At 68.5% G+C, this 18,638-nt stretch carries 18 protein-coding genes and 1 pseudogene; 10 read left to right on the top strand and 9 right to left on the bottom strand.

The window, feature by feature from the left end:
- Nucleotides 1-120: 120 nt before the first annotated feature.
- The 7 genes from alr to rpsF form a co-directional block, all read right to left on the bottom strand.
- Complete coding sequence (alr, locus tag AC07N1_RS15195; RefSeq protein WP_494672572.1) at nt 121-1,203, bottom strand: alanine racemase; 1,083 nt, start codon at nt 1,201-1,203, stop codon at nt 121-123.
- Nucleotides 1,204-1,277: 74 nt separating this feature from the next.
- Nucleotides 1,278-1,964: a MarC family protein gene (locus tag AC07N1_RS15190; RefSeq protein ID WP_494672571.1), complete on the bottom strand. Its 687-nt coding sequence runs from the start codon at nt 1,962-1,964 to the stop codon at nt 1,278-1,280.
- 60 nt (nt 1,965-2,024) lie between these two features.
- Nucleotides 2,025-3,545 carry a replicative DNA helicase gene (locus tag AC07N1_RS15185; RefSeq protein ID WP_494672570.1) on the bottom strand — a complete coding sequence of 507 codons (1,521 nt, stop codon included), beginning with the start codon at nt 3,543-3,545 and terminating at the stop codon, nt 2,025-2,027.
- Nucleotides 3,546-3,704: 159 nt separating this feature from the next.
- Nucleotides 3,705-6,125 carry a TonB-dependent receptor plug domain-containing protein gene (locus AC07N1_RS15180; RefSeq protein ID WP_494672569.1) on the bottom strand — a complete coding sequence of 807 codons (2,421 nt, stop codon included), beginning with the start codon at nt 6,123-6,125 and terminating at the stop codon, nt 3,705-3,707.
- 195 nt (nt 6,126-6,320) lie between these two features.
- A complete protein-coding gene (rplI, locus tag AC07N1_RS15175; protein ID WP_487288722.1) occupies nt 6,321-6,905 on the bottom strand; it encodes a 50S ribosomal protein L9 in 585 nt (194 codons plus the stop codon).
- Between the two features lie 13 nt (nt 6,906-6,918).
- Nucleotides 6,919-7,197, bottom strand: coding sequence for a 30S ribosomal protein S18 (gene rpsR, locus AC07N1_RS15170; protein ID WP_058346420.1), 279 nt, complete (start codon nt 7,195-7,197; stop codon nt 6,919-6,921).
- A gap of 14 nt (nt 7,198-7,211) precedes the next feature.
- On the bottom strand, nt 7,212-7,619 hold the full coding sequence (gene rpsF, locus AC07N1_RS15165; protein WP_494672568.1) for a 30S ribosomal protein S6: 408 nt from the start codon (nt 7,617-7,619) through the stop codon (nt 7,212-7,214).
- Between the two features lie 341 nt (nt 7,620-7,960).
- On the opposite strand from rpsF, the gene AC07N1_RS15160 reads away from it, so the two are divergent.
- From AC07N1_RS15160 to AC07N1_RS15150, 3 genes and pseudogenes are all read left to right on the top strand, one after another.
- Nucleotides 7,961-8,617, top strand: coding sequence for a hypothetical protein (locus tag AC07N1_RS15160; protein ID WP_494672567.1), 657 nt, complete (start codon nt 7,961-7,963; stop codon nt 8,615-8,617).
- A 144-nt stretch (nt 8,618-8,761) separates the two neighbouring features.
- On the top strand, nt 8,762-10,930 hold the full coding sequence (locus AC07N1_RS15155) for a TonB-dependent receptor (RefSeq protein ID WP_494672566.1): 2,169 nt from the start codon (nt 8,762-8,764) through the stop codon (nt 10,928-10,930).
- 23 nt (nt 10,931-10,953) lie between these two features.
- A pseudogene (locus AC07N1_RS15150) lies at nt 10,954-11,019 on the top strand (hypothetical protein); the annotation flags it as partial.
- A 65-nt stretch (nt 11,020-11,084) separates the two neighbouring features.
- On the opposite strand, the gene AC07N1_RS15145 reads toward AC07N1_RS15150, so the two are convergent.
- Nucleotides 11,085-11,624, bottom strand: a complete 540-nt coding sequence (locus AC07N1_RS15145; RefSeq protein WP_494672565.1) for a peroxiredoxin — start codon at nt 11,622-11,624, stop codon at nt 11,085-11,087.
- Between the two features lie 179 nt (nt 11,625-11,803).
- Between AC07N1_RS15145 and fabD the strand changes: the two genes are divergently transcribed.
- The 7 genes from fabD to gmk all read left to right on the top strand — a co-directional run bounded on the left by fabD (nt 11,804) and on the right by gmk (nt 18,114).
- The gene (gene fabD, locus AC07N1_RS15140) at nt 11,804-12,748 is read left to right on the top strand and encodes an ACP S-malonyltransferase (protein ID WP_494672564.1); all 945 of its coding nucleotides are present in this window, start codon (nt 11,804-11,806) and stop codon (nt 12,746-12,748) included.
- Between the two features lie 129 nt (nt 12,749-12,877).
- Entirely contained in the window at nt 12,878-13,618 is a 741-nt protein-coding gene (gene fabG, locus AC07N1_RS15135) for a 3-oxoacyl-[acyl-carrier-protein] reductase (RefSeq protein ID WP_494672563.1), read from the top strand.
- A gap of 162 nt (nt 13,619-13,780) precedes the next feature.
- Complete coding sequence (locus AC07N1_RS15130; RefSeq protein ID WP_007672577.1) at nt 13,781-14,020, top strand: acyl carrier protein; 240 nt, start codon at nt 13,781-13,783, stop codon at nt 14,018-14,020.
- 176 nt (nt 14,021-14,196) lie between these two features.
- On the top strand, nt 14,197-15,477 hold the full coding sequence (fabF, locus tag AC07N1_RS15125) for a beta-ketoacyl-ACP synthase II (protein WP_494672562.1): 1,281 nt from the start codon (nt 14,197-14,199) through the stop codon (nt 15,475-15,477).
- A 10-nt stretch (nt 15,478-15,487) separates the two neighbouring features.
- Nucleotides 15,488-16,582 carry an endolytic transglycosylase MltG gene (gene mltG / locus AC07N1_RS15120; RefSeq protein WP_494672561.1) on the top strand — a complete coding sequence of 365 codons (1,095 nt, stop codon included), beginning with the start codon at nt 15,488-15,490 and terminating at the stop codon, nt 16,580-16,582.
- Nucleotides 16,583-16,586: 4 nt separating this feature from the next.
- A complete protein-coding gene (locus AC07N1_RS15115; RefSeq protein WP_494672560.1) occupies nt 16,587-17,468 on the top strand; it encodes a YicC/YloC family endoribonuclease in 882 nt (293 codons plus the stop codon).
- Nucleotides 17,458-18,114, top strand: a complete 657-nt coding sequence (gene gmk, locus AC07N1_RS15110) for a guanylate kinase (RefSeq protein WP_494672559.1) — start codon at nt 17,458-17,460, stop codon at nt 18,112-18,114. Before AC07N1_RS15115 ends, gmk begins: the two co-directional genes overlap by 11 nt.
- Nucleotides 18,115-18,230: 116 nt before the next feature.
- Here gmk and AC07N1_RS15105 read toward each other — a convergent pair whose 3' ends face one another.
- A complete protein-coding gene (locus AC07N1_RS15105) occupies nt 18,231-18,629 on the bottom strand; it encodes a response regulator (protein ID WP_494672558.1) in 399 nt (132 codons plus the stop codon).
- Between the last annotated feature and the right edge of the window lie 9 nt (nt 18,630-18,638).

Below are 18,638 nucleotides of genomic sequence, written 5' to 3'. Positions count from 1 at the left end.
CGCTCAGGCCCTTCAAGATCTGCCTAGGTCTGAGCGCTCGCCGGCATGGGCCCTCGCCACAGGGGCGAGGGAGGCGTGTGTATGGGAGCGAAGGGTCCTAACCTTTCGGAGGCAGGCCCGTCAGGCCTCGCCCAGCACCACGCGGCGGGCGCGGCCGGCCAGGCGGACGAGCAGTTCGTAGGCCGTGGTGCCCGCCGCGGCGGCGGCGTCGTCCACCGGCAGGTTGGGGCCGAACAGCTCCACCATCGCGCCGGGGCGGGCGGCGTCGCAGTCGGTGATCTCCACCGCGATCAGGTCCATCGACACGCGGCCGAGAATCCGCCGGCGCGCACCGTCGAACCAAACCTGGCCGGTCGGGCTGGTCGAGCGCAGCACGCCATCGGCATAGCCGCAGGCCAGGATCGCCACGCGGGTGGTCTCGCTCGCCGTGAAGGCCGCGCCATAGCCGATCGACTCGCCGCGCGGCACGACCCGCACCTGCAGGATCGGCGCTTCAAGCGTGGCCACGGCCTTGATCCGCTCGTCGGCCACGTCGCGCGGCCCGCCGCCATAGAGGGCGATGCCCGGCCGGCACTGGTCGAAGCGATAGGCCTCGCCCAGGAAGATCCCCGCCGAATTGGCGAGACTCCGGCGAGCGTTGGGGAACAGGGCGGCCGCGTCGGTGAAGCGGGTCAGCTGGCGGGCGTTGAGCGGATGCTCCGGCTCGCCGCCGCAGGCCAGGTGGCTGATCACCAGCGACACGTTCAGATGCTTCAGCCGGTCCATCGAGGCCGTCAGCACCGCGGCCTCCTCGTGGCGCAGGCCAAGCCGGTTCATGCCGGTGTCGATGTGGATCGCCGCTTCCAGCGTTCCCTTGCCGGCCTGGCTGTTCCAGGCCTCGACCTGCGGAAGGCTGTTGAGCACCGGGATCAGTCCGGCCTGCACCAGGGTCGGTCCCGAGCCCGGCGTCGCGCCGTCCAGCACTTGGATCCTCGCCTCGCGTTCGCCCAGCGCCTTGCGCAGCGCCACGCCTTCCGAAAGGCGCGCGACATAGAAGGCCCGCGCCCCTTCGTCCCACAGGCGGCGGGCGACCAGGCCCGCGCCCAGGCCGTAGCCGTCGGCCTTCACCGCCGGCGCGAGCTCGGTCCCGCCGGCCTGCGCCTTGAGGGTCGCGTAGTTGGCCGCCAGGGCGTCCAGGTTGAGGGTCAGGCGAGCTTCGGTCACGGCTGCGGAGGTAGCCGACCCGCGTCCCCAAGGCCAGTGCAGATGCTGTGGAGATGCGTCTCAGCGCGCCCGGATCACCGGGTGGAGAGGAACTGCGTCACCAGGGCCTCGACGCCGCTGGCGACGATCTGCACGCCGATGCACATCAGCAGGAACGCCATCAGCCGCGACATCACCCGCGCGCCATTGACGCCCAGCAGGGCCAGCACCCGGTCCGACGCGCGGTAGAACGCCCAGACCATCAGGGCGATCACCGCCACCGCCAGGCTGGCGCCCAGGAAGAACGGCGCGACCGAGTGGCCCTCGGCCGGCCGCTGTGAGGAGAGCGCGATGGCCACCGAGATCGCGCCCGGTCCCGTCGTGAACGGCATGGTCAGCGGGAAGAAGGCCATGTCCTCGGCGCGGGTCTTGGCGGGCGAGGCGGCCTGGTCGGCCTTGCGCTCCTCGTGCTCCTCGGGCGTCATCAGCAGCGCCCAGGCGCGGATCGCCACCACCAGGCCGCCGGCCACCCGCAGAGCCCCCAGGCTGACCCCGAAGAAGTTCAGCACGTAGCCGCCCAGCAGCAGCGAGCCCAGCAGGATGCAGAAGGCGTAGAGCGCGATGGTCGGCGCCAGCCGCCGGCGCGTCTCGGCCGGATGATCGGCCAGCATCTGGTGGAAGATCAGCGCCGCCCCGACCGGATTGACGATCGAGAACAGGGCCGGGAAGGCCAGCAGGAACGCCCCGACGAAGGTCGTGACGGGCAGGGGGCTGAAGTCCATCGGGCGACGTCTCCTGAATCGCGCGCCGAGCCTGGCCCGGCGCGCGTCCGGAAGGAAACGCTATTCGTCGCTGCCGCTGCGCATCTGGTGGAAATAGTGGTCGCGCGCCAGGTTGCCGAAGCGGGTGGTGTCGCTGTTGAACGACAGGCGCACCGTGCCGATGGGACCGTGACGCTGCTTGGCGATGATCACCTCGGCCAGGCCCTGCAGCTTGTCCATCTCTTCCTGCCAGGTCAGGTGCTCGGGCGTGCCCTCGCGCGGCTCGGCCCGGCCGACGTAGTAGCTTTCGCGGAACACGAACCACACCATGTCGGCGTCCTGCTCGATCGAGCCGGATTCACGAAGGTCGGAGAGCTGGGGGCGTTTGTCGTCGCGGCTTTCGACCTGACGCGACAGCTGCGACAGGGCGATGACCGGGCAGGCCAGTTCCTTGGCCAGGGCCTTGAGGCCCATGGTGATCTGCGAGACTTCCTGCACGCGGCTGGCGTTGGAGCCCAGGTCCGAGCCGGTCACCAGCTGAAGGTAGTCGACGACGATGAGGTCCAGGCCCACCTGGCGCTTCAGGCGACGGGCCCGGGCGGTCAGCTTGGCGATGGAGATACCGCCGGTGGCGTCGATATAGAGCGGCGCTTCCTGCAGCTCCATGGCCGCGTCGCGCACCCGGCCGAACTCCGAGGCGTCGATCTCGCCCTTACGCAGCTTGTCGCCCGACACGCCGGAGGCGTCGGCCAGCATACGCAGGGCCAGCTGCTCGGCGCTCATTTCCAGCGAGTAGAAGGCCACCACGCCGCCGCTGACGGTCTTGCGGCTGCCGTCCGGCTGGGGCTCCCAGGCGTACTTCTTGGCGACGTTGAAGGCGATGTTGGTCGCCAGCGCGGTCTTGCCCATCGACGGGCGGCCGGCCAGCACGATCAAGTCCGACGGGTGCAGGCCGCCGATCTTCTGGTCGAGGTCGATCAGGTCCGAAGCCAGGCCCGACATGCCGCCGTCGCGGCTGTAGGCCTCGGCGGTCATCTCGACGGCGCCGCGCAGGGCGTCGCCGAAGCTGACGAAGCCCGAGCTGGCGGTGCCGCTTTCGGCGAGGCTGTAGAGCTGCTGTTCGGCCGACTCGATCTGGTCGCGGGCCGGGCGCTTCTCGTCGCCATGGCCGTGGGCGGCCGAGGCGATCTCGCCGCCGATGCGGATCAGGTCGCGGCGCAAGGCCAGGTCAAACACCGCCCGGGCGTAGTCGCCGACGTTCGCGGCCGGCGGGGCGCGATCGACCAGGTCGGCCAGGTAGCGGATGCCGCCCAGCTCCTGGAACGCGGTGTCGTGCTTGAACTCGTCGGCCAGCAGGATCGGCTCGGCCAGCTGGCCCTTGCGGATATGGGTCTCGATCGAGCTGAACAGCCGCTGGTGGAAGGGCTCGTAGAAGTGGCGGCCCTGCAGGCTGTCGGTCAGCCGCTCATAGGCCGAGTTGTCGTACAGCAGCACGCCCAGCAGCGCCTGCTCGGCTTCCAGGTTGTGCGGCGCGACGGCGATATGAGGAGCGTCTTGCGCCGGCGGGCGCAGATCGAGAGCAGGTACGAGAGACATCGCCATAAGTTAACGCGAACGCCGTCCGAGCGCGCGGGCGCAGCACGGTGAACGGCCAGATGAACGGGGATGTTCTGTGTATATCTTTCCTGCGACAAACGGGGACGCAGCGTCTCCGCCGCGTCCCCGCCCATGCTTACGCTAGGTTAGGCGCTAGGTCAGGTTTCACCAGTTGTAGCTGACACGGGTGTAGAGGAACCGGCCGTTGAAGCCGAACGGCGAGTAGTTGGGGAAGCCGACCACGCCGCTGGTGCTGTTGACGGCCGCCGGGGTGCGGTTGGGATACTCGTCGAACAGGTTGTTGGCGCCGACGGCCCAGGTCAGCTTCTCGCCGAAGGTGCGGCGGGCTTCCAGGTCGATCACCGCCTTGCGGCCGGTCCAGTAGTCGAGCGAGGCGGTGGCGTTCGGCTGCAGCACCGTGCCGTAGCCGGTCAGCTTCAGGGTCGCGCCCCAGGGGCCGTTGCTCCAGTCGCCGCTGGCGACGAACTTGGTGCGAGGCGTGCCCCGCTCGAAGGTCAGGACGTTGACCCGGCCGAACAGGGTCGGCGGGACCGGCAGCGACGACAGGGTGTTGGTCGTCGGCAGGCGCGTGACCTCGGTTTCGTTGTAGTTGCCCGCCAGGGTCAGGTCGAAGCGACCGGCTTCCTCGGCGTCCAGGCGGTAGCGCACCACCACGTCGACGCCCTTGGTGGTGGTGTCGACGCCGTTGATGAAGAACCGCGCGGTGGTCACGCCGTAGGGCTGCAGCAGGGTGTAGATCGCCTGCTGGGTCGCCGTACCGGTCGCGCTGCCCTGGATGTTCTCCGAGAGCACGATGCGGTTGTCGATGTCGATCTGGTAGGCGTCGACCGTCACTTCCAGCGGGCCGCGGCGATAGACCAGGCCCAGCGAGTAGTTGGTGCTCTCTTCCGGCTCCAGGGCCTTGGCGCCCAGCACCTTCGAGACGGCGCTGGTGGCCGGGAAGGTGCCGACCTCGGTCGCCACGCCGCTGATGATGTTGGTCGAGGTGGCGGTGAAGTACTGCTGCTGCAGGGCCGGAGCGCGGAAGCCGGTCGACACCGCGCCGCGCAGGGCGAAGCTGTCGGTGAAGTCGTAGCGCGCGGCGATCTTGCCGGTCGTGGTCGAGCCGAAGTCGGAATAGTCCTCGAAGCGGGCGGCGACGTCGACGTCCAGCTTGTCGGTGATCTGGCTGTCGAGGTCGACATAGAGGCTGTAGTTGTCGCGGGTGACATCGACTTCGTTGCTCGGACGGAAGCCCGGGAAGCCCTGCGCGCCGGCGGCCAGGCCGTTGTAGCCGCCATTGGCCCACGAGGCGGTCTCGCCGGCCACGATCTCATAGCCTTCCTTGCGGTACTCGGCGCCGAAGGCCAGGGTCGAGGGCTGGGCGAAGGCGGCGATCTCCAGCGGACGGGTGATGTCCAGCGAGGCCACCGTCTGCCGGTACTTCATCGAGCCGGCGTAGAACGAGGTCGGCGAGGTGGGGCCGTACGAGGCGTTCAGGCTGTCCTTGACGCCGTAGTCGATGTCGTTCTCGCCGTAGGTGACGCTGGCGTCGATAGTGTAGGCGCCCGGCTCGCCCTTGGTGCCGAAGGCGAAGTTGTAGTCGTCGATGTCGGTGGTGATCTTCGGCAGGAAGCCCTGCGGATAGATCGCGGCGATGTTGTTGGCGTTGCTGGCCAAGCGCGGGAAGGCGGCGCTTTCGCCCTCGCGCTTCTGGTAGCCGGCCCAGCCGTAGAGGCTCCAGGCCTCGTTCAGCGGCGCGCCGGCGTTGGCGAAGATCGACTTGCTCTCGACCTCGGCGTCGCCGTAGCGACCGGTGACCTTGCCCGGCGTGATCGCCGAGGAAAGGTCCGAACGGTTGGTCGGGTTGCGCTTGGACCAGTCGCCGGTGACGGTCAGAAAGCCGTCGTTGGGCAGGGTGAAGCCCTGCCAGACCGAGGCGGTGTAGGTGACGCCGTCGGTGGCCTTGCGACCGTCGGTGTCGCGGGCGGTCTTCACCTCGGTGTTGTAGAGGCCGTAGCTGGCCGTGGCGCCGCCGCCGCTGCGGGCTTCGCGCAGGCGCAGGTTGACGACGCCGGCGATGGCGTCCGAGCCGTACTGGGCGGCCGCGCCTTCGCGCAGGATCTCGACGCGGTCGAGGGCGGCGGTCGGGATGGTGTTGAGGTCGAAGGCGGCCGAGCCGCGGCCGACCGCGCCGTTGATGTTGACCAGGGCGGCGGCGTGGCCGCGTTTGCCGTTCAGCAGCACCAGGGTCTGGTCGGGCGCCAGGCCGCGCAGCGTGGCCGGGCGCACCGAGTCGGTGCCGTCCACGGCCGAGGGGCGCGGGAAGTTCAGCGACGGCGCAAGGGTCGACAGCGCCTGGGCCAGTTCGGTCGAGCCCTGGCGGGTCAGGGCCTTGCTGTCGACCACGTCGACCGGCGAGACCGTGTCGAGGCGCGAGCGGCCGGCGGTGCGGGTGCCGGTGACGACCAGTTCCTCGACCGTGGTCTGGTCGTCGGCGGCCTGGGCGCTGGTGGTTTGGGCGTGGGCCGAAAAGGCCAGGGCGGACGCCGACGCGGCGGCGAGCAGAAGCAGTTTAGAACGCATGAGATAACCCCTCTCGAACTCTGTCGGGCGGGGTCGCATGGATGCGGCTCTTGTATCCGACAGGTGGCTAGACGGACACGAACTTGGTTGACCGGGGCGCAGCTTACAATCTGAGCAATTCTAGCTATCGGCGCAGAAAAAAACGGCGCGGATTGCTCCGCGCCGTTTTCATCAGTCTGCGAAGGTCCTGACGGATCAGGCTTCGTAGTGGTCGCCTTCGTGCGAACCGGCGCCACCTTCCAGCATGTCCTGGGCGGCTTCGGCGTCGGCAGCGCGATCTTCTTCGAATTGCGAGGCGATGACGTTTTCGCCGCGCGCTTGGCGATCGGCTTCGTCTTGGCTGCGCGCGATGTTGAGGGTGACCGTGACGGTCACATCGGCGTGCAGCTTCACCTTCACTTCGTGGACGCCCAGCGTCTTGATCGGCTTGTCCAGCACGATCATCGAGCGGTCGACCTTGCCGCCTTCGGCCTTGATGGCGTCGGCGACGTCGCGGCCCGCGACCGAACCGTACAGCTGGCCGCTTTCGCCAGCTTGACGGATCAGGACGTACTGCGTGCCGTCCAGCGACTCACCGGACTTGCCGGCGGCTTCGCGGTTGCGGACGTTGCGGGCTTCGATCTCGGCGCGTTGCGCTTCGAAAGCCTTCAGGTTGTTCGAGTTGGCGCGGAGAGCCTTCTGGCGCGGCAGCAGGAAGTTACGGGCGTAGCCGTCCTTCACCGTCACCACGTCGCCCAGGACGCCCTTGCCTTCGACTCGTTCGAGTAGGATCACTTTCATCGTGGCGTCTCCCTTACTTCACGACGTAGGGGAGAAGAGCCAGGAAGCGGGCGCGCTTGATGGCCTTGGCCAGTTCGCGTTGCTTCTTGGCCGACACCGCGGTGATGCGCGACGGCACGATCTTGCCGCGTTCGGAAACGTAACGCTGCAGCAGCTTCACGTCCTTGTAGTCGATCTTCGGCGCGTTGGCGCCCGAGAACGGGCAAACCTTGCGGCGACGGAAGAACGGGCGGCGGGCGCCGCCGGCGGCGGCGGCCGGAGCCGCGGCTTCGGGAGCAGTCGTATCGGTCATGATCTATCTCTCCCTTACGCTTGCGGGGCGAAGTCTTCGCGCGGACGGTCGGAACGCTCAGGGCGGTCCGAACGCTCGGGACGATCGCTGCGCTCGCGGTCGCGACGGGCCAGAACCGGCGACAGTTCCAGGTCCAGCTCTTCCACGCGGATGGTCATGAAGCGCAGCACGTCTTCGTTGATCGACAGCTGACGTTCCATTTCCTTCACCGCCGGCGCCGGGGCGTCGATGGCGAGCAGGGAATAGTGGCCCTTGCGGTTCTTCTTGATGCGGTAGGTGAGGTTACGCAGACCCCAGTATTCGATCTTGGCGATGTGACCACCACCTTCTTCGATCAGGGTCTTGATTTGCTCGTTGAGAGCTTCGGCCTGTTGCGGCGAGATGTCCTGCCGCGCGATGACCACGTGTTCGTAGAACGACATGTTTTCCTTCTTCCGTTATGGAAAGCGGCGCGGGCGTCGGCGGAAGTCCGGCGTCCACGATGGATCCTGTGCGACGAGCGGGAAAATCCCGGCCCAATGAAGGGTTCGCGCAAGACCGCCATCCGTGAGAGCGCGCGCTATTACAGGAAACCCGGCCGGGAAGCAAGACGAGGGTGGCCGGCCCAGCCGGCGCTGGGCCCTATAGTAAGGCGCCCGAAATGCGTGCGGAGCGGGGAGGGGCTGCGGCCCTCCGAAACCTTCGCGTCGATTTCCGCGTCGAAACAGGCTTTCGTTGAGGAAGTCAGCTTGCCGTTAAGACCTTCGGTGGCTAGGGAAGAGACATGCGGGGCAGCATCCTGAAAAGCCTGATCGTCGGCGGCGCTTTTGCGCTCGCGATGTCGGCCGCCCCGAGCTTCGCCCAGACCCTGATCAAGAAGCCCGACCTGTCGGTGTCGTCCAACGACGGCCGCTTCACGGGCTATTCGGCCGCCCTGCCTATGGACCTGTCGACCGACGCCGAGCGCGTCGACTTCACGGCCAAGGTCGCGGGCAACATCGAGCAGCCCACCTACGACGTGAACCTGAACCTGACGGCCAAGGCCGAACAGGGGCCCAGCCCCCACGCCGTGGCCCTGGGCGCGTCGCTCAACAAGCGCGAGGCGGGCTTCCGCTCGTCGATGTCGCGCCTGTTCGGCTTCGGCGACCTGCCCAAGTCGAACTATGTCAGCCTGTCGGTCGACATGAACGCCACGCGCTCGATGATCATGCCCGCCGCCATCCCGCTGGCCCGCGCCAACCTGCGCTCGGCCCTGACGCTGGACGGCCGCCAGGTCGTCGCCATCGGCTTCGGCGGCGGCACCATGGGCGACGAGGGCGTCGACTTCAGCCTGATCCGTCCGTTTGACATCCCGGCCGAGTTCTCGGTCAGCGTCCGCGCCGAGGACGAACGCGTCCAGGACGGTCGCTTCATGGTCAAGCTGGTCAAGGCCAACTGGTAGCCTCCGGCGCAGTCGCGCCGCTTTCCTGACAATCGACCCGCGCCGACCCGCGCCGCTGTCCGACCATCGGGCGCCGCGCAGGGCGGGTTTGCGTGCAGGCTCCGGGCTTTCCCTCCTGAACGCTCCACCAGAGGGGGAGCGGAAATGCGAAAATCGGTTCTACGCGGCGCGGCGGCCGTCGGCGCGATCCTGGCGGGCGTCACGCCGGCCATGGCCCAGAACAAGGAAGCCCCGACCGCGGTCGAGGATCTGGTCGTCACCGCCCAGCGGCGCGAGCAGAAGCTGCAGGACGCGCCCGTCGCCGTCAGCGCCTTCGGGGCCAAGGCGCTGGACCAGCTGCAGATCACCAAGGTCGAGACCCTGGGGGCGGCCGTGCCCAGCCTCTACATCTCGCAGATCAGCGCCTCGCCCTCGACGATCCAGGTGGCCCTACGCGGGGCGCTGGACCAGACCGGCGGGATGATCACCTCCGAGCCGCCGGTCGGCATCTATGTCGACGACGTCTACCAGGCCCGCCTGTCGGTCGCGAACCTCGACCTGGCCGATGTCACGCGCGTCGAGGTGCTGCGCGGGCCGCAGGGCACGCTCTACGGCCGCAACTCGATGACCGGCGCGCTGAAATACGTCACCCGCCAGCCCGGTGACGCCGCCGGCGGGTCGATCGAGGCCTCGTGGGGCGACTACGGCCTGCAGCGCTACAAGGCCAGCGTCGGCGGGGCGATCACCGACCATGTCGGCGCCACGGTTTCGGCGCTGTTCTCCGAACGCGACGGCTGGCAGCAGAACACCGCTCTTAACAAGCGCGTCGGCGAGCGTCGCGACGCCGGCGTCCGCCTGGCGCTGGGCCTCGTCGACACCGGTCCGTTCAGCGCCACGGTCTCGGCCGCCTACGCCCGCACCGACACCGACGGCCAGCACTTCTCGCCGCTCGACCCTGTCACGCTGAAGCCCCTGGCCGGCGGCGAGTTCGGCTCGACCCGCTCGCCGCTGAACACCGACACCAAGACCGAGCAGAAGAGCCTGGCCCTGCACCTGGGCTACGACCTCGGCGCGGTGCAGTTGAAGTCGATCACCGCCTACCAGCGCCTCGACGACCGCTGGACGCTCGACTTTTCGGGCGGCCTGGTGGCCGGCGCCGGCCTCGTCGCCGGCTTCCTGCGCGGCAGCCAGACCCAGCAGGAGCAGACCAGCCAGGAGGTCCAGGCCCTGGGCGAGGCCTTCGACGGCCGCCTGCAATGGATCGGCGGCATGTTCTGGTTCAAGGAGACCGGGAGCCAGGCGCTGTCCGACACCATCGGCGCGGGCATCTACGGCGCCTTCGCCGTGCCGCTGCTGCCCACGACGATCCACGCGACCTCGGAAAGCACCGCCGCCTACGGCCAGCTGGAATGGCGCTTCACCGACCGCCTGAAGGGCTCGGCCGGCCTGCGCTGGACCAAGGACGAAAAGACCATCGCCGGCGCGATCCAGAACGGCCTGGCCGCCTATCCCGCCAGCCTGACCAGCCGCTCCAACGAGGGCGAGTGGAAGGTCTGGACCCCGAAGTTCAATCTTCAGTACGACGTCAGCGACGACGTCATGGTCTACGGCACGATCGCGCGCGGCTACCGCGCCGGCGGGTTCGTCGCCCTGTCGATCGCCGAGCCGTCGATCTTCACCAAGGCCTACGATCCCGAATCCGCCTGGTCCTACGAGGCCGGCGCCAAGATCGAAGCCTTCGAGCATCGCGCCCGTCTCAACCTCGCCGCCTATGTCCAGCAGCTGAAGGACCTGCAGCAGAACGTCATCAGCAACGGCTCGATCCTGACCCAGAACGCCGCCGAGGCCCGCATCGCCGGCCTGGAGGTCGAGGCGGCCGCCACGCCGGTGAAGGGGCTGGACCTCTTCGCCTCGCTGGCCCTGACCGACGCGCAGTACGAGAAGCTCGACCCCTCCACCGCCGCCGCCCAGGCCGGGGCCAAGACCCTGCCGCTGGTCTCCAAGGTCCAGGCCCAGGTCGGCGGAACCTGGCGCATCGAGCCGGAGGCGCTGAAGGGCGGAGCGATCATCGTCTCTGCCGACTACAGCCACCGCGGGCCGCGCTACGCCGAGGCGACGAACGCCCAGGCCGGCCGCATCGACGCGGTCGACCGCGTCAACGCCGGCGTCGCCTGGGAATCGCCCTCGGCCGCCTGGCGGGTGTTCGTGCAGGGCCGCAACGTCCTCGACGCCAAGGACTACGTCTCGGGCGCGGTCTTCATCCCCGGCCTGATCGTCTACCGCCTGGCCGACGAGCCGGCGATGTGGAGCGCCGGGGTGAAGATGAAGTTCTAGTCCAAACCGCCGTCATCCCGGCCGGAGCGCGTAGCGCGGAGAGCCGGGACCCAGGGGCCACCGCAGTGCGCCGGCCCCTGGGTCCCGGATAGCCGCTGCGCGGCTTCCGGGATGACGACTAAAGGGCGGGGTGGGGAAGAGACCCGCTTCGCCCCTACTTCTTCTTCTTATACGCCTTCACCGCTTCCATGGTCTTGGTCACGTGGCCCTGGAAGTTGAAGTCGCTGTAGGCCAGCAGCACCTTGCCATCGGGGGCGATGACATAGGAGGTGCGGTTGGACATGTTGTCCTTCAGCGGCAGCTTGACGTCGTAGCTCTTGATCAGGGCCGGGTTGGCGGCCGCCACCGCGAACTTGTCGCGGCAGTGCTCCTTCGAGAAGTCCTTGATCCGGTCGACATTGCCGCCGGTGACGCCGATGACGGTCGCGCCCAGCTTTTCGAACTCGGGCGTAGCCTCGGCGAACTCGTGGGCCTCTGCGGTGCAGCCCGAGGTGTAGGCGGCCGGGAAGAAATAGAGCACCACGGGACCCTTCTTCAGGGCCTTGCTGAGCTTGAACTCGAAGTCCTTGCCGGCGAGCGCCGCCGGGGCGGTGAAGTCGGGGGCCTTGTCGCCGGGCTTCAGCGCCGCCAGGGCGGGGGCGGCGGCAAGCAGGCTGAAAGCAGCCAGGGAAGCGGCGAGGGCGAGGCGTTTCATCTTGGCGACTCCGATAGGGCGGGGGAAGCGTGGCGCGTTCAGATACGGAACGGCGAGCAATGTGGACGCGCCCTTGCGGAAAGCAAGCACAGGCAAAACACCGGTCCGGCTTGCCCAGGCCTTGTGTTTCCCCTAACCCTCCGCCCCCAAGACATTGAATTACAGAGGAGCGGGCCGCCATGAGCATCGCCTTCATCTTCCCGGGGCAGGGCAGCCAATCGGTCGGCATGGGCGTCGAGCTGGCGGAGGCCTTCGCCGCCGCCCGCGAGGTGTTCCAGGAAGTCGACGACGCCCTGGGCCAGAAGCTGTTCCAACTGATGCGCGAAGGTCCCGAGGGCGACCTTACCCTCACCGAGAACGCTCAGCCGGCCCTGATGGCCGTCAGCCTGGCCGTGACCCGTACTCTTGAGAAGGAGTTCGGGATTGGCATCGAGCGCGCCGCTTTCGTGGCCGGCCACAGCCTCGGTGAATACTCGGCTCTGGCCGCCGCCGGCGCCATCAGCCTGAGCGACACCGCTCGCCTGCTGAAGCTGCGCGGCCAGGCCATGCAGCGCGCCGTGCCGGTGGGCGAGGGCGCCATGGCCTCGCTGATCGGTCCCAAGACCGATCTCGCCCTGGCCGAAGCCGCCGCCGCCGCCGGTTCGGAAGTCGGCGTCTGCGTCGTGGCCAACGACAACAACAACGGCAATGTCGTGATCTCCGGCGCCAAGGCCGCGGTCGACAAGGCCATCGAGAAGGCCAAGGAACTGGGCGCGCGCGCCATTCCGCTGAACGTCTCGGCGCCGTTCCACTGCCCGCTGATGCAGCCGGCCGCCGACGAGATGGCCGCGGCGCTCGCCGCCACCACCATCCTGGCGCCGAAGGCCCCGCTGCTGGCAAACGTCACCGCCTCGCCGGTCCATGACCCGGACGTCATCCGCAAGCTGCTGGTCGAGCAGGTCACCGGCCGCGTCCGCTGGCGCGAGAGCATGACCTGGCTGGCCGGCGAAGGCGGCGTCACCCGCTTCGCCGAGGCCGGCGCCGGCAAGGTGCTGTCGGGCATGGCCAAGCGCATCGCCCCGGACGCCGAGGCCACGCCGCTGAACACGCCGGCGGACCTGGAAGCCTTCGCCCAATCGCTTTGAACTTCCGCCCTGCCAGGTCCTCGCTCAGGATGAGGACGACTGGCGCGGCGATCCGTTTGAAAACCTCATCCTGAGCTTGTCGAAGGACGAGGTTTTCACGCTCAATCCCTCCGAAACGGAGAACGAAAAATGTTCGACCTCACCGGCAAGACCGCCCTCGTCACCGGCGCGACCGGCGGCATCGGCGGCGCCATCGCCCGGGCCCTGCACGGCCAGGGCGCCCACGTCGTGCTCTCGGGCACCCGCGAATCGGCCCTGACCGAGCTGAAGAACGAGCTGGGCGAGCGCGCCTCCTTCGTCGTGGCGAATCTGTCGGACGCCGAACAGGTGGATGGCCTGGTCGCCAAGGCCGAGGAAGCCGCCGGCGCTCCGCTCGACATCGTCATCGCCAACGCCGGCGTCACCCGCGACGGCCTGATCGTGCGGATGAAGGACGAGGACTGGGAAACCGTCATCAAGGTGAACCTGGAAGGCTATTTCCGCCTGGCTCGCGCCGCCGCCAAGGGCATGATGAAGCGCCGCGCCGGCCGCATCATCGGCATCACCTCGGTCGTGGGCGTCACCGGCAACCCCGGCCAGACCAACTACGCGGCCTCCAAGGCCGGAATGATCGGGTTTTCCAAGGCCTTGGCCCAGGAGCTGGCCAGCCGCGGCGTGACCGTCAACTGCGTCGCCCCCGGCTTCATCGCCAGCCCGATGACCGACGCCCTGAACGACGCCCAGAAGGCCGGCATCCTGTCGACCATTCCGGCCGGAAAACTGGGCGAAGGGAGCGATATCGCGGCCGCCTGCGTTTACCTGGCGAGCGATCAGGGCGGTTACGTCACCGGTCAGACCTTGCACGTCAACGGCGGCATGGCCATGATCTAGGCGAACGCCGCCTTGGGCTTTAAATGGCCCCGCTTCTTCGCGGCTGACCCGCTGGTCACCCGAAAAGGAACGTGATAGGCGGTGACCCGACATCTCGCGGACGGTGAATAGTTTTCAAACCGGCCGTGGGACAAACAGATTTCAAAACGAGGGACTAACAGAATGTCCGACATTCTCGAGCGCGTGCGTAAGATCGTCATCGAACACCTGGATGCCGATCCCGAGAAGGTCACCGAGAAGGCCAGCTTCATCGACGACCTGGGCGCCGACAGCCTCGACAACGTCGAGCTGGTGATGGCGTTCGAAGAAGAATTCGACATCGAAATTCCGGACGACGCCGCCGAGCACATCCAGACGGTTGGCGACGCCGTGAAGTTCATCACGGAAAAGACCGGCGCCTAAGGGCGTCGGGTTCGTACCCTCGCGGGCGAACAGGACTATCAGCCGCCGCGCAGCACGGGCTCTTGCCATCGTGCGCGCGGCGGTTTTCGTATGTGGCCAAGATTCGCGCCGCAACCGGCCGGTAGGGGTTCGCCTTATCGTCCGAGAACGGCGCGTCGGAAGGTTGGGAGCAATCCATGCGTAGAGTCGTCGTCACCGGGCTGGGCCTGCTGACTCCTCTGGGCCAGGGCGTCGAGGTGTCCTGGAAGAACATCGTGGCTGGAAAGTCCGGCGCGGGTCGCATCACAGCTTTCGACCCGACCGACTATGCCTGTCAGGTCGCCTGCGAAGTGCCGCGGGTCGATGGTCGCGGCGGCGGCGGTCCGGACGTCGAGGGTTCGTTCGACCCGGACAAGACCATGAGCCCGCGCGACCAGAAGCGCGTCGACGACTTCATCCTCTACGGCATCGCCGCGGCGGACGAAGCCGTGAAGGATTCGGGCTGGGTGCCGGAAACCGACGAGCAGAAGTGGCGCACGGGCGTCATCCTGGGCTCGGGCATCGGCGGCCTGTCGACGATCGCCGACACGGCGCTGGAGCTGGAAGCCAAGGGTCCGCGCCGCGTCAGCCCGTTCTTCATCTCCTCTGCCCTGATCAACCTGATCTCGGGCCAGGTCTCGATCAAGTACGGCTTCAAGGGTCCGAACCACGCGGTGGTCACGGCCTGCGCCACCGGCGCCCACGCCATCGGCGACGCCGCGCGCCTGATCAAGTACGGCGACGCCGACGTGATGATCGCCGGCGGCGCCGAAGCGGCCGTCTGCAAGCTCGGCATCGCCGGCTTCATCGCCTGCCGCGCCGTCGCCACCGCCTTCAACGACACCCCGGAAAAGGCCTCGCGCCCTTACGACAAGGACCGTGACGGCTTCGTCATGGGCGAGGGCGCGGGCGTCGTGGTTCTCGAAGAGTACGAGCACGCCAAGGCGCGCGGCGCCAAGATCTACGCCGAAGTGGTCGGCTACGGCCTGTCGGGCGACGCCTACCACATCACCGCCCCGTCGGATGACGGCGAAGGCGGCGGTCGGGCCCTGGCGGCGGCGGTCAAGGACGCGGGCCTCCAGCCCTCGGACATCGACTACATCAACGCCCACGGCACCTCGACCATGGCCGACGGCCTGGAAGCCGGCGCCGTCGCCCGCTTCCTCGGCGATCACGCCAAGAATGTGGTGATGTCGTCGACCAAGTCGATGACCGGCCACCTGCTCGGCGCGGCCGGCGCCATCGAGTCGATCTTCTCGATCCTGGCCATCCGCGACCAGATCTGCCCGCCGACCATCAACCTCGACAATCCCGACGTCGACGTGCCGATGAACCTCGCGCCCAACAAGGCCGTGCCCAAGAAGATCGACGTGGCCGTGTCCAACAGCTTCGGCTTCGGCGGCACCAACGCCTCCGTCGTGTTCCGTAAAATCTCGTGAGCCAAGTCTCGTGAGCAAGCCGCCGCGTCCGCAGAAGAAGGCTCCGGCGCCCAAGCGGGCGTCGCGCGCCCGCAAGCGGGAGACCGCGTCCCTGGGACGCCGCCTGGCCGCCATGGCCGGCGGCGGCCTGGCGGTCGCCGCGGTCGCGGCGCTGGTCGTGATCGGCGGGGCGGTGTTCGTCTATGGCGGACCCGGCCCCAAGGCCAAGAACGGCGAATACACCTCGGTGGTCCTGCGCCGCGGCGCCAGCGTCTCCGAGATCGCCGGCGCTCTGGAAGCCGGCGGGGCGATCCGCTCGTCCTCGCTGTTCCTGACCGCCGCCCAGATCACCCGCGCGGCCCGCAAGCTGAAGGCCGGCGAGTACGAATTCCCTTCCGGCGCCTCGCTGTCGACCGTCTTGGCCATGGTCCGCGACGGCAAGGTGGTGCGCCACCAGGTGACCATCCCCGAGGGCATGACCTCGGACATGGTCGTCGAGATCCTGCAGCGCTCCGACGTGCTGGTCGGCGACGTGCCGACCCCGCCGGAAGGCGCCGTCCTGCCCGAGACCTACCAGGTCGAGCGCGGCGAGGAGCGGGCCGCCGTCCTTCAGCGCATGATGGACGACCGCGACAAGGTGCTGAACGCCCTCTGGGCCGAGCGCGAGGCGGGCCTGCCTTTCCAGACCAAGGACGAGGCCGTGACCCTGGCCTCGATCGTCGAGAAGGAGACGGGCCTGGCCAGCGAGCGTCCGCGCGTCGCGGCCCTGTTCATCAACCGCCTGCGCCTGGGCATGCGGCTCGATACCGACCCGACCGTGATCTACGGCATCACCCGCGGCCGGCCCCTGGGCCGGGGCCTGCGCCGGTCGGAGCTGGACACCTTCACGCCCTACAACACCTACAAGATCCCCGGCCTGCCGCCGACGCCGATCGCCAATCCGGGCCGCGCGGCCCTGGCGGCCGTGCTGAACCCGCCCAAGACCGACGAGCTCTACTTCGTCGCCGACGGCACCGGCGGCCACGTCTTCGCCAAGACCTACGAAGAGCACGAGCGTAACGTGGCCCAGTGGCGCAAGATCGAGCGTCAGGCCAAGGCTGCAACGACGCCGCTGGCGGGAGGCTGATCGCATGGCGCTGTCGGGCATGACCGGGTTCGCGCGCGTCGAGGGCGCTCTGGGCGACTGGAGCTGGGCCGTCGAGGCCCGCAGCGTCAACGGCCGCAACCTCGAGACCCGCTTCCGGGGCCCGCCGGGCTTCGAAGGCCTAGACCGCGCCGCCCGCGACGGCGCCCAGACCCGCTTCCAGCGCGGCCAGCTGACCGTCAACGTCCAGGCCCGCAAGGCCGAGGCCTCGGCCGCCCCGCAGGTCAATGTCGAGGTCCTGGAGCGCTACCTGAAGGCCGGCGGCCCCTACGTCGCCACCGGCATGGTCGCCAAGCCCACGCTCGACGGCATGCTGGCCCTGCGCGGCGTCATCGAGGTCCGCGAGGACGACGAGGACGCCGAGGCCCGCGCCGCGCTGGAGGCCGCCATGGCCGCCAGCCTGGCCCAGGCCCTCGACGGCCTGAAGGCCGCGCGCCAGGAGGAGGGCGCTTCGCTGGCTCCCGTGCTGGCCGGCCTCGTCGACCGCATCGAGACCCTGACGGGCCTGGCCGCCGCCGAGGCCGAGGGCCAGCCCTCGATCCTCAAGCAGCGCTTCGAGCGCCGCATGACCGAACTGCTGGGCGAGAGCGCGCCCCAGGACCGCATCGTCCAGGAAGCCGCCGCCCTGGCGGTCAAGGCCGACGTCCGCGAAGAGCTCGACCGCCTGGCTGGCCACGTCGCCGCCGCCCGCACCCTGCTGGCGAGCGACGGCGCCTCGGGCCGGCGCCTCGATTTCCTGTCCCAGGAATTCATGCGCGAGGCCAACACCCTCTGCAGCAAGTCGGCGCTGACCGCGCTGACCGCCCATGGCCTGGAACTCAAGGCCACGATCGAACAGTTTCGCGAACAGGTTCAGAATGTCGAATAACCCGGCCGACAAGAGCGGGCGCAAGCACCGCGGCCTCCTGCTGATGGTCGTGGCCCCCTCGGGCGTCGGCAAGACCTCGCTGACCCGCCGCCTCGTGGCCGACCACGGCGACCTGCACCTGTCGATCAGCGCCACCACCCGCGAGCCGCGCCCCGGCGAGCACGACGGCCGCGACTATCACTTCGTCTCCAAGGACAAGTTCCAGGAGATGATCGCCCAGGACGCCTTCTTCGAGTGGGCCGAGGTCTACGGCAACTACTACGGCAGCCCCAAGGCCCCGATCATGGCCGCGCTCGACGAGGGCGAAAGCGTGCTGTTCGACATCGACTTCCAGGGCGCCATGAAGGTGCACGCCCAGGCCGGCCCCGACAGCGTGCTGGTCTACATCCTGCCGCCGTCGCTGGCCGAGATGAGCCGCCGCCTGCACGCCCGCAGCCAGGACAGCGAGGAAGTCATCGCCCGCCGTCTGGCGCGCGCCAAGGACGAGGTCGCCGCCTGGCAGCAGTTCGACTACGTCGTGCTCAACGACGACTTCGACAAGGCCTATGCGGATCTCGCCCACATCTACCACGCCGAACGCCAGAAGCGCTCGCGCAACCCCTGGATCGGCGACCTGGTCGGCGATCTGCTGGCGGAAGATATCTGAGGGGCTCACTGCGTGATCCTCGTCCTTCGACAGGCTCAGGATGAGGATCAGGGCAGGCCCCGGCGTTTGAAAAACCTCACCCTGAGCTTGTCGAAGGGCGAGGTTTTCATCCCCGCTCAGTAGTGGAAGCTGCCGCTCTCGCGCGGCTGGATCAGTTCCTTGGCCCGCATGACGATCTGGGCGGGCGTGAACGGCTTCATCATGTAGGTGGTGGCGCCGGCGCTCATGGCCTCGACCACGCGGTCCAGGCGCCGTTCGCCGGTCATGATCACCACCGGGACCTCGCGGCCCCAGTCGCTGACCCGCAGGCGGCGCAGCACCTCGATCCCGGTCTCGCCCGGCATCCGCACGTCGAGGAAGACGATGGCCGGCTTGCGGTCGTGCACGTCGGTCAGCAGGCTCTGGGCGTCCTCGGCCGTCCGCACGTCGAAGCCGCCTTCGGTCAGCGCGCTCGACACGAACTCCAGCATCAGCGGATCGTCGTCGATCACCAGGGCCAGGGGACGGTCGGTCATGCGGGTCTC

The sequence above is a fragment of the Caulobacter sp. GW821-FHT09B11 genome (assembly GCF_059418205.1).
Note: the sequence above shows the minus strand (reverse complement) of the source record. Positions and strands in the feature narration are given on the sequence as shown.

Excerpts from the sequence above, each read along its gene's own strand:
- fabF (WP_494672562.1), top strand. The coding sequence starts at position 14,197 with ATGCGTAGAGTCGTCGTCACCGGGCTGGGCCTGCTGACTCCTCTGGGC.
- gmk (WP_494672559.1), top strand. The coding sequence starts at position 17,458 with ATGTCGAATAACCCGGCCGACAAGAGCGGGCGCAAGCACCGCGGCCTC.
- fabD (WP_494672564.1), top strand. The coding sequence starts at position 11,804 with ATGAGCATCGCCTTCATCTTCCCGGGGCAGGGCAGCCAATCGGTCGGC.
- rplI (WP_487288722.1), bottom strand. The coding sequence starts at position 6,905 with ATGAAAGTGATCCTACTCGAACGAGTCGAAGGCAAGGGCGTCCTGGGC.
- AC07N1_RS15130 (WP_007672577.1), top strand. The coding sequence starts at position 13,781 with ATGTCCGACATTCTCGAGCGCGTGCGTAAGATCGTCATCGAACACCTG.
- AC07N1_RS15160 (WP_494672567.1), top strand. The coding sequence starts at position 7,961 with ATGCGGGGCAGCATCCTGAAAAGCCTGATCGTCGGCGGCGCTTTTGCG.
- rpsF (WP_494672568.1), bottom strand. The coding sequence starts at position 7,619 with ATGTCGTTCTACGAACACGTGGTCATCGCGCGGCAGGACATCTCGCCG.
- AC07N1_RS15185 (WP_494672570.1), bottom strand. The coding sequence starts at position 3,545 with ATGGCGATGTCTCTCGTACCTGCTCTCGATCTGCGCCCGCCGGCGCAA.
- AC07N1_RS15190 (WP_494672571.1), bottom strand. The coding sequence starts at position 1,964 with ATGGACTTCAGCCCCCTGCCCGTCACGACCTTCGTCGGGGCGTTCCTG.
- AC07N1_RS15155 (WP_494672566.1), top strand. The coding sequence starts at position 8,762 with ATGCGAAAATCGGTTCTACGCGGCGCGGCGGCCGTCGGCGCGATCCTG.
- AC07N1_RS15145 (WP_494672565.1), bottom strand. The coding sequence starts at position 11,624 with ATGAAACGCCTCGCCCTCGCCGCTTCCCTGGCTGCTTTCAGCCTGCTT.
- AC07N1_RS15105 (WP_494672558.1), bottom strand. The coding sequence starts at position 18,629 with ATGACCGACCGTCCCCTGGCCCTGGTGATCGACGACGATCCGCTGATG.
- AC07N1_RS15115 (WP_494672560.1), top strand. The coding sequence starts at position 16,587 with ATGGCGCTGTCGGGCATGACCGGGTTCGCGCGCGTCGAGGGCGCTCTG.
- AC07N1_RS15180 (WP_494672569.1), bottom strand. The coding sequence starts at position 6,125 with ATGCGTTCTAAACTGCTTCTGCTCGCCGCCGCGTCGGCGTCCGCCCTG.
- rpsR (WP_058346420.1), bottom strand. The coding sequence starts at position 7,197 with ATGACCGATACGACTGCTCCCGAAGCCGCGGCTCCGGCCGCCGCCGCC.
- fabG (WP_494672563.1), top strand. The coding sequence starts at position 12,878 with ATGTTCGACCTCACCGGCAAGACCGCCCTCGTCACCGGCGCGACCGGC.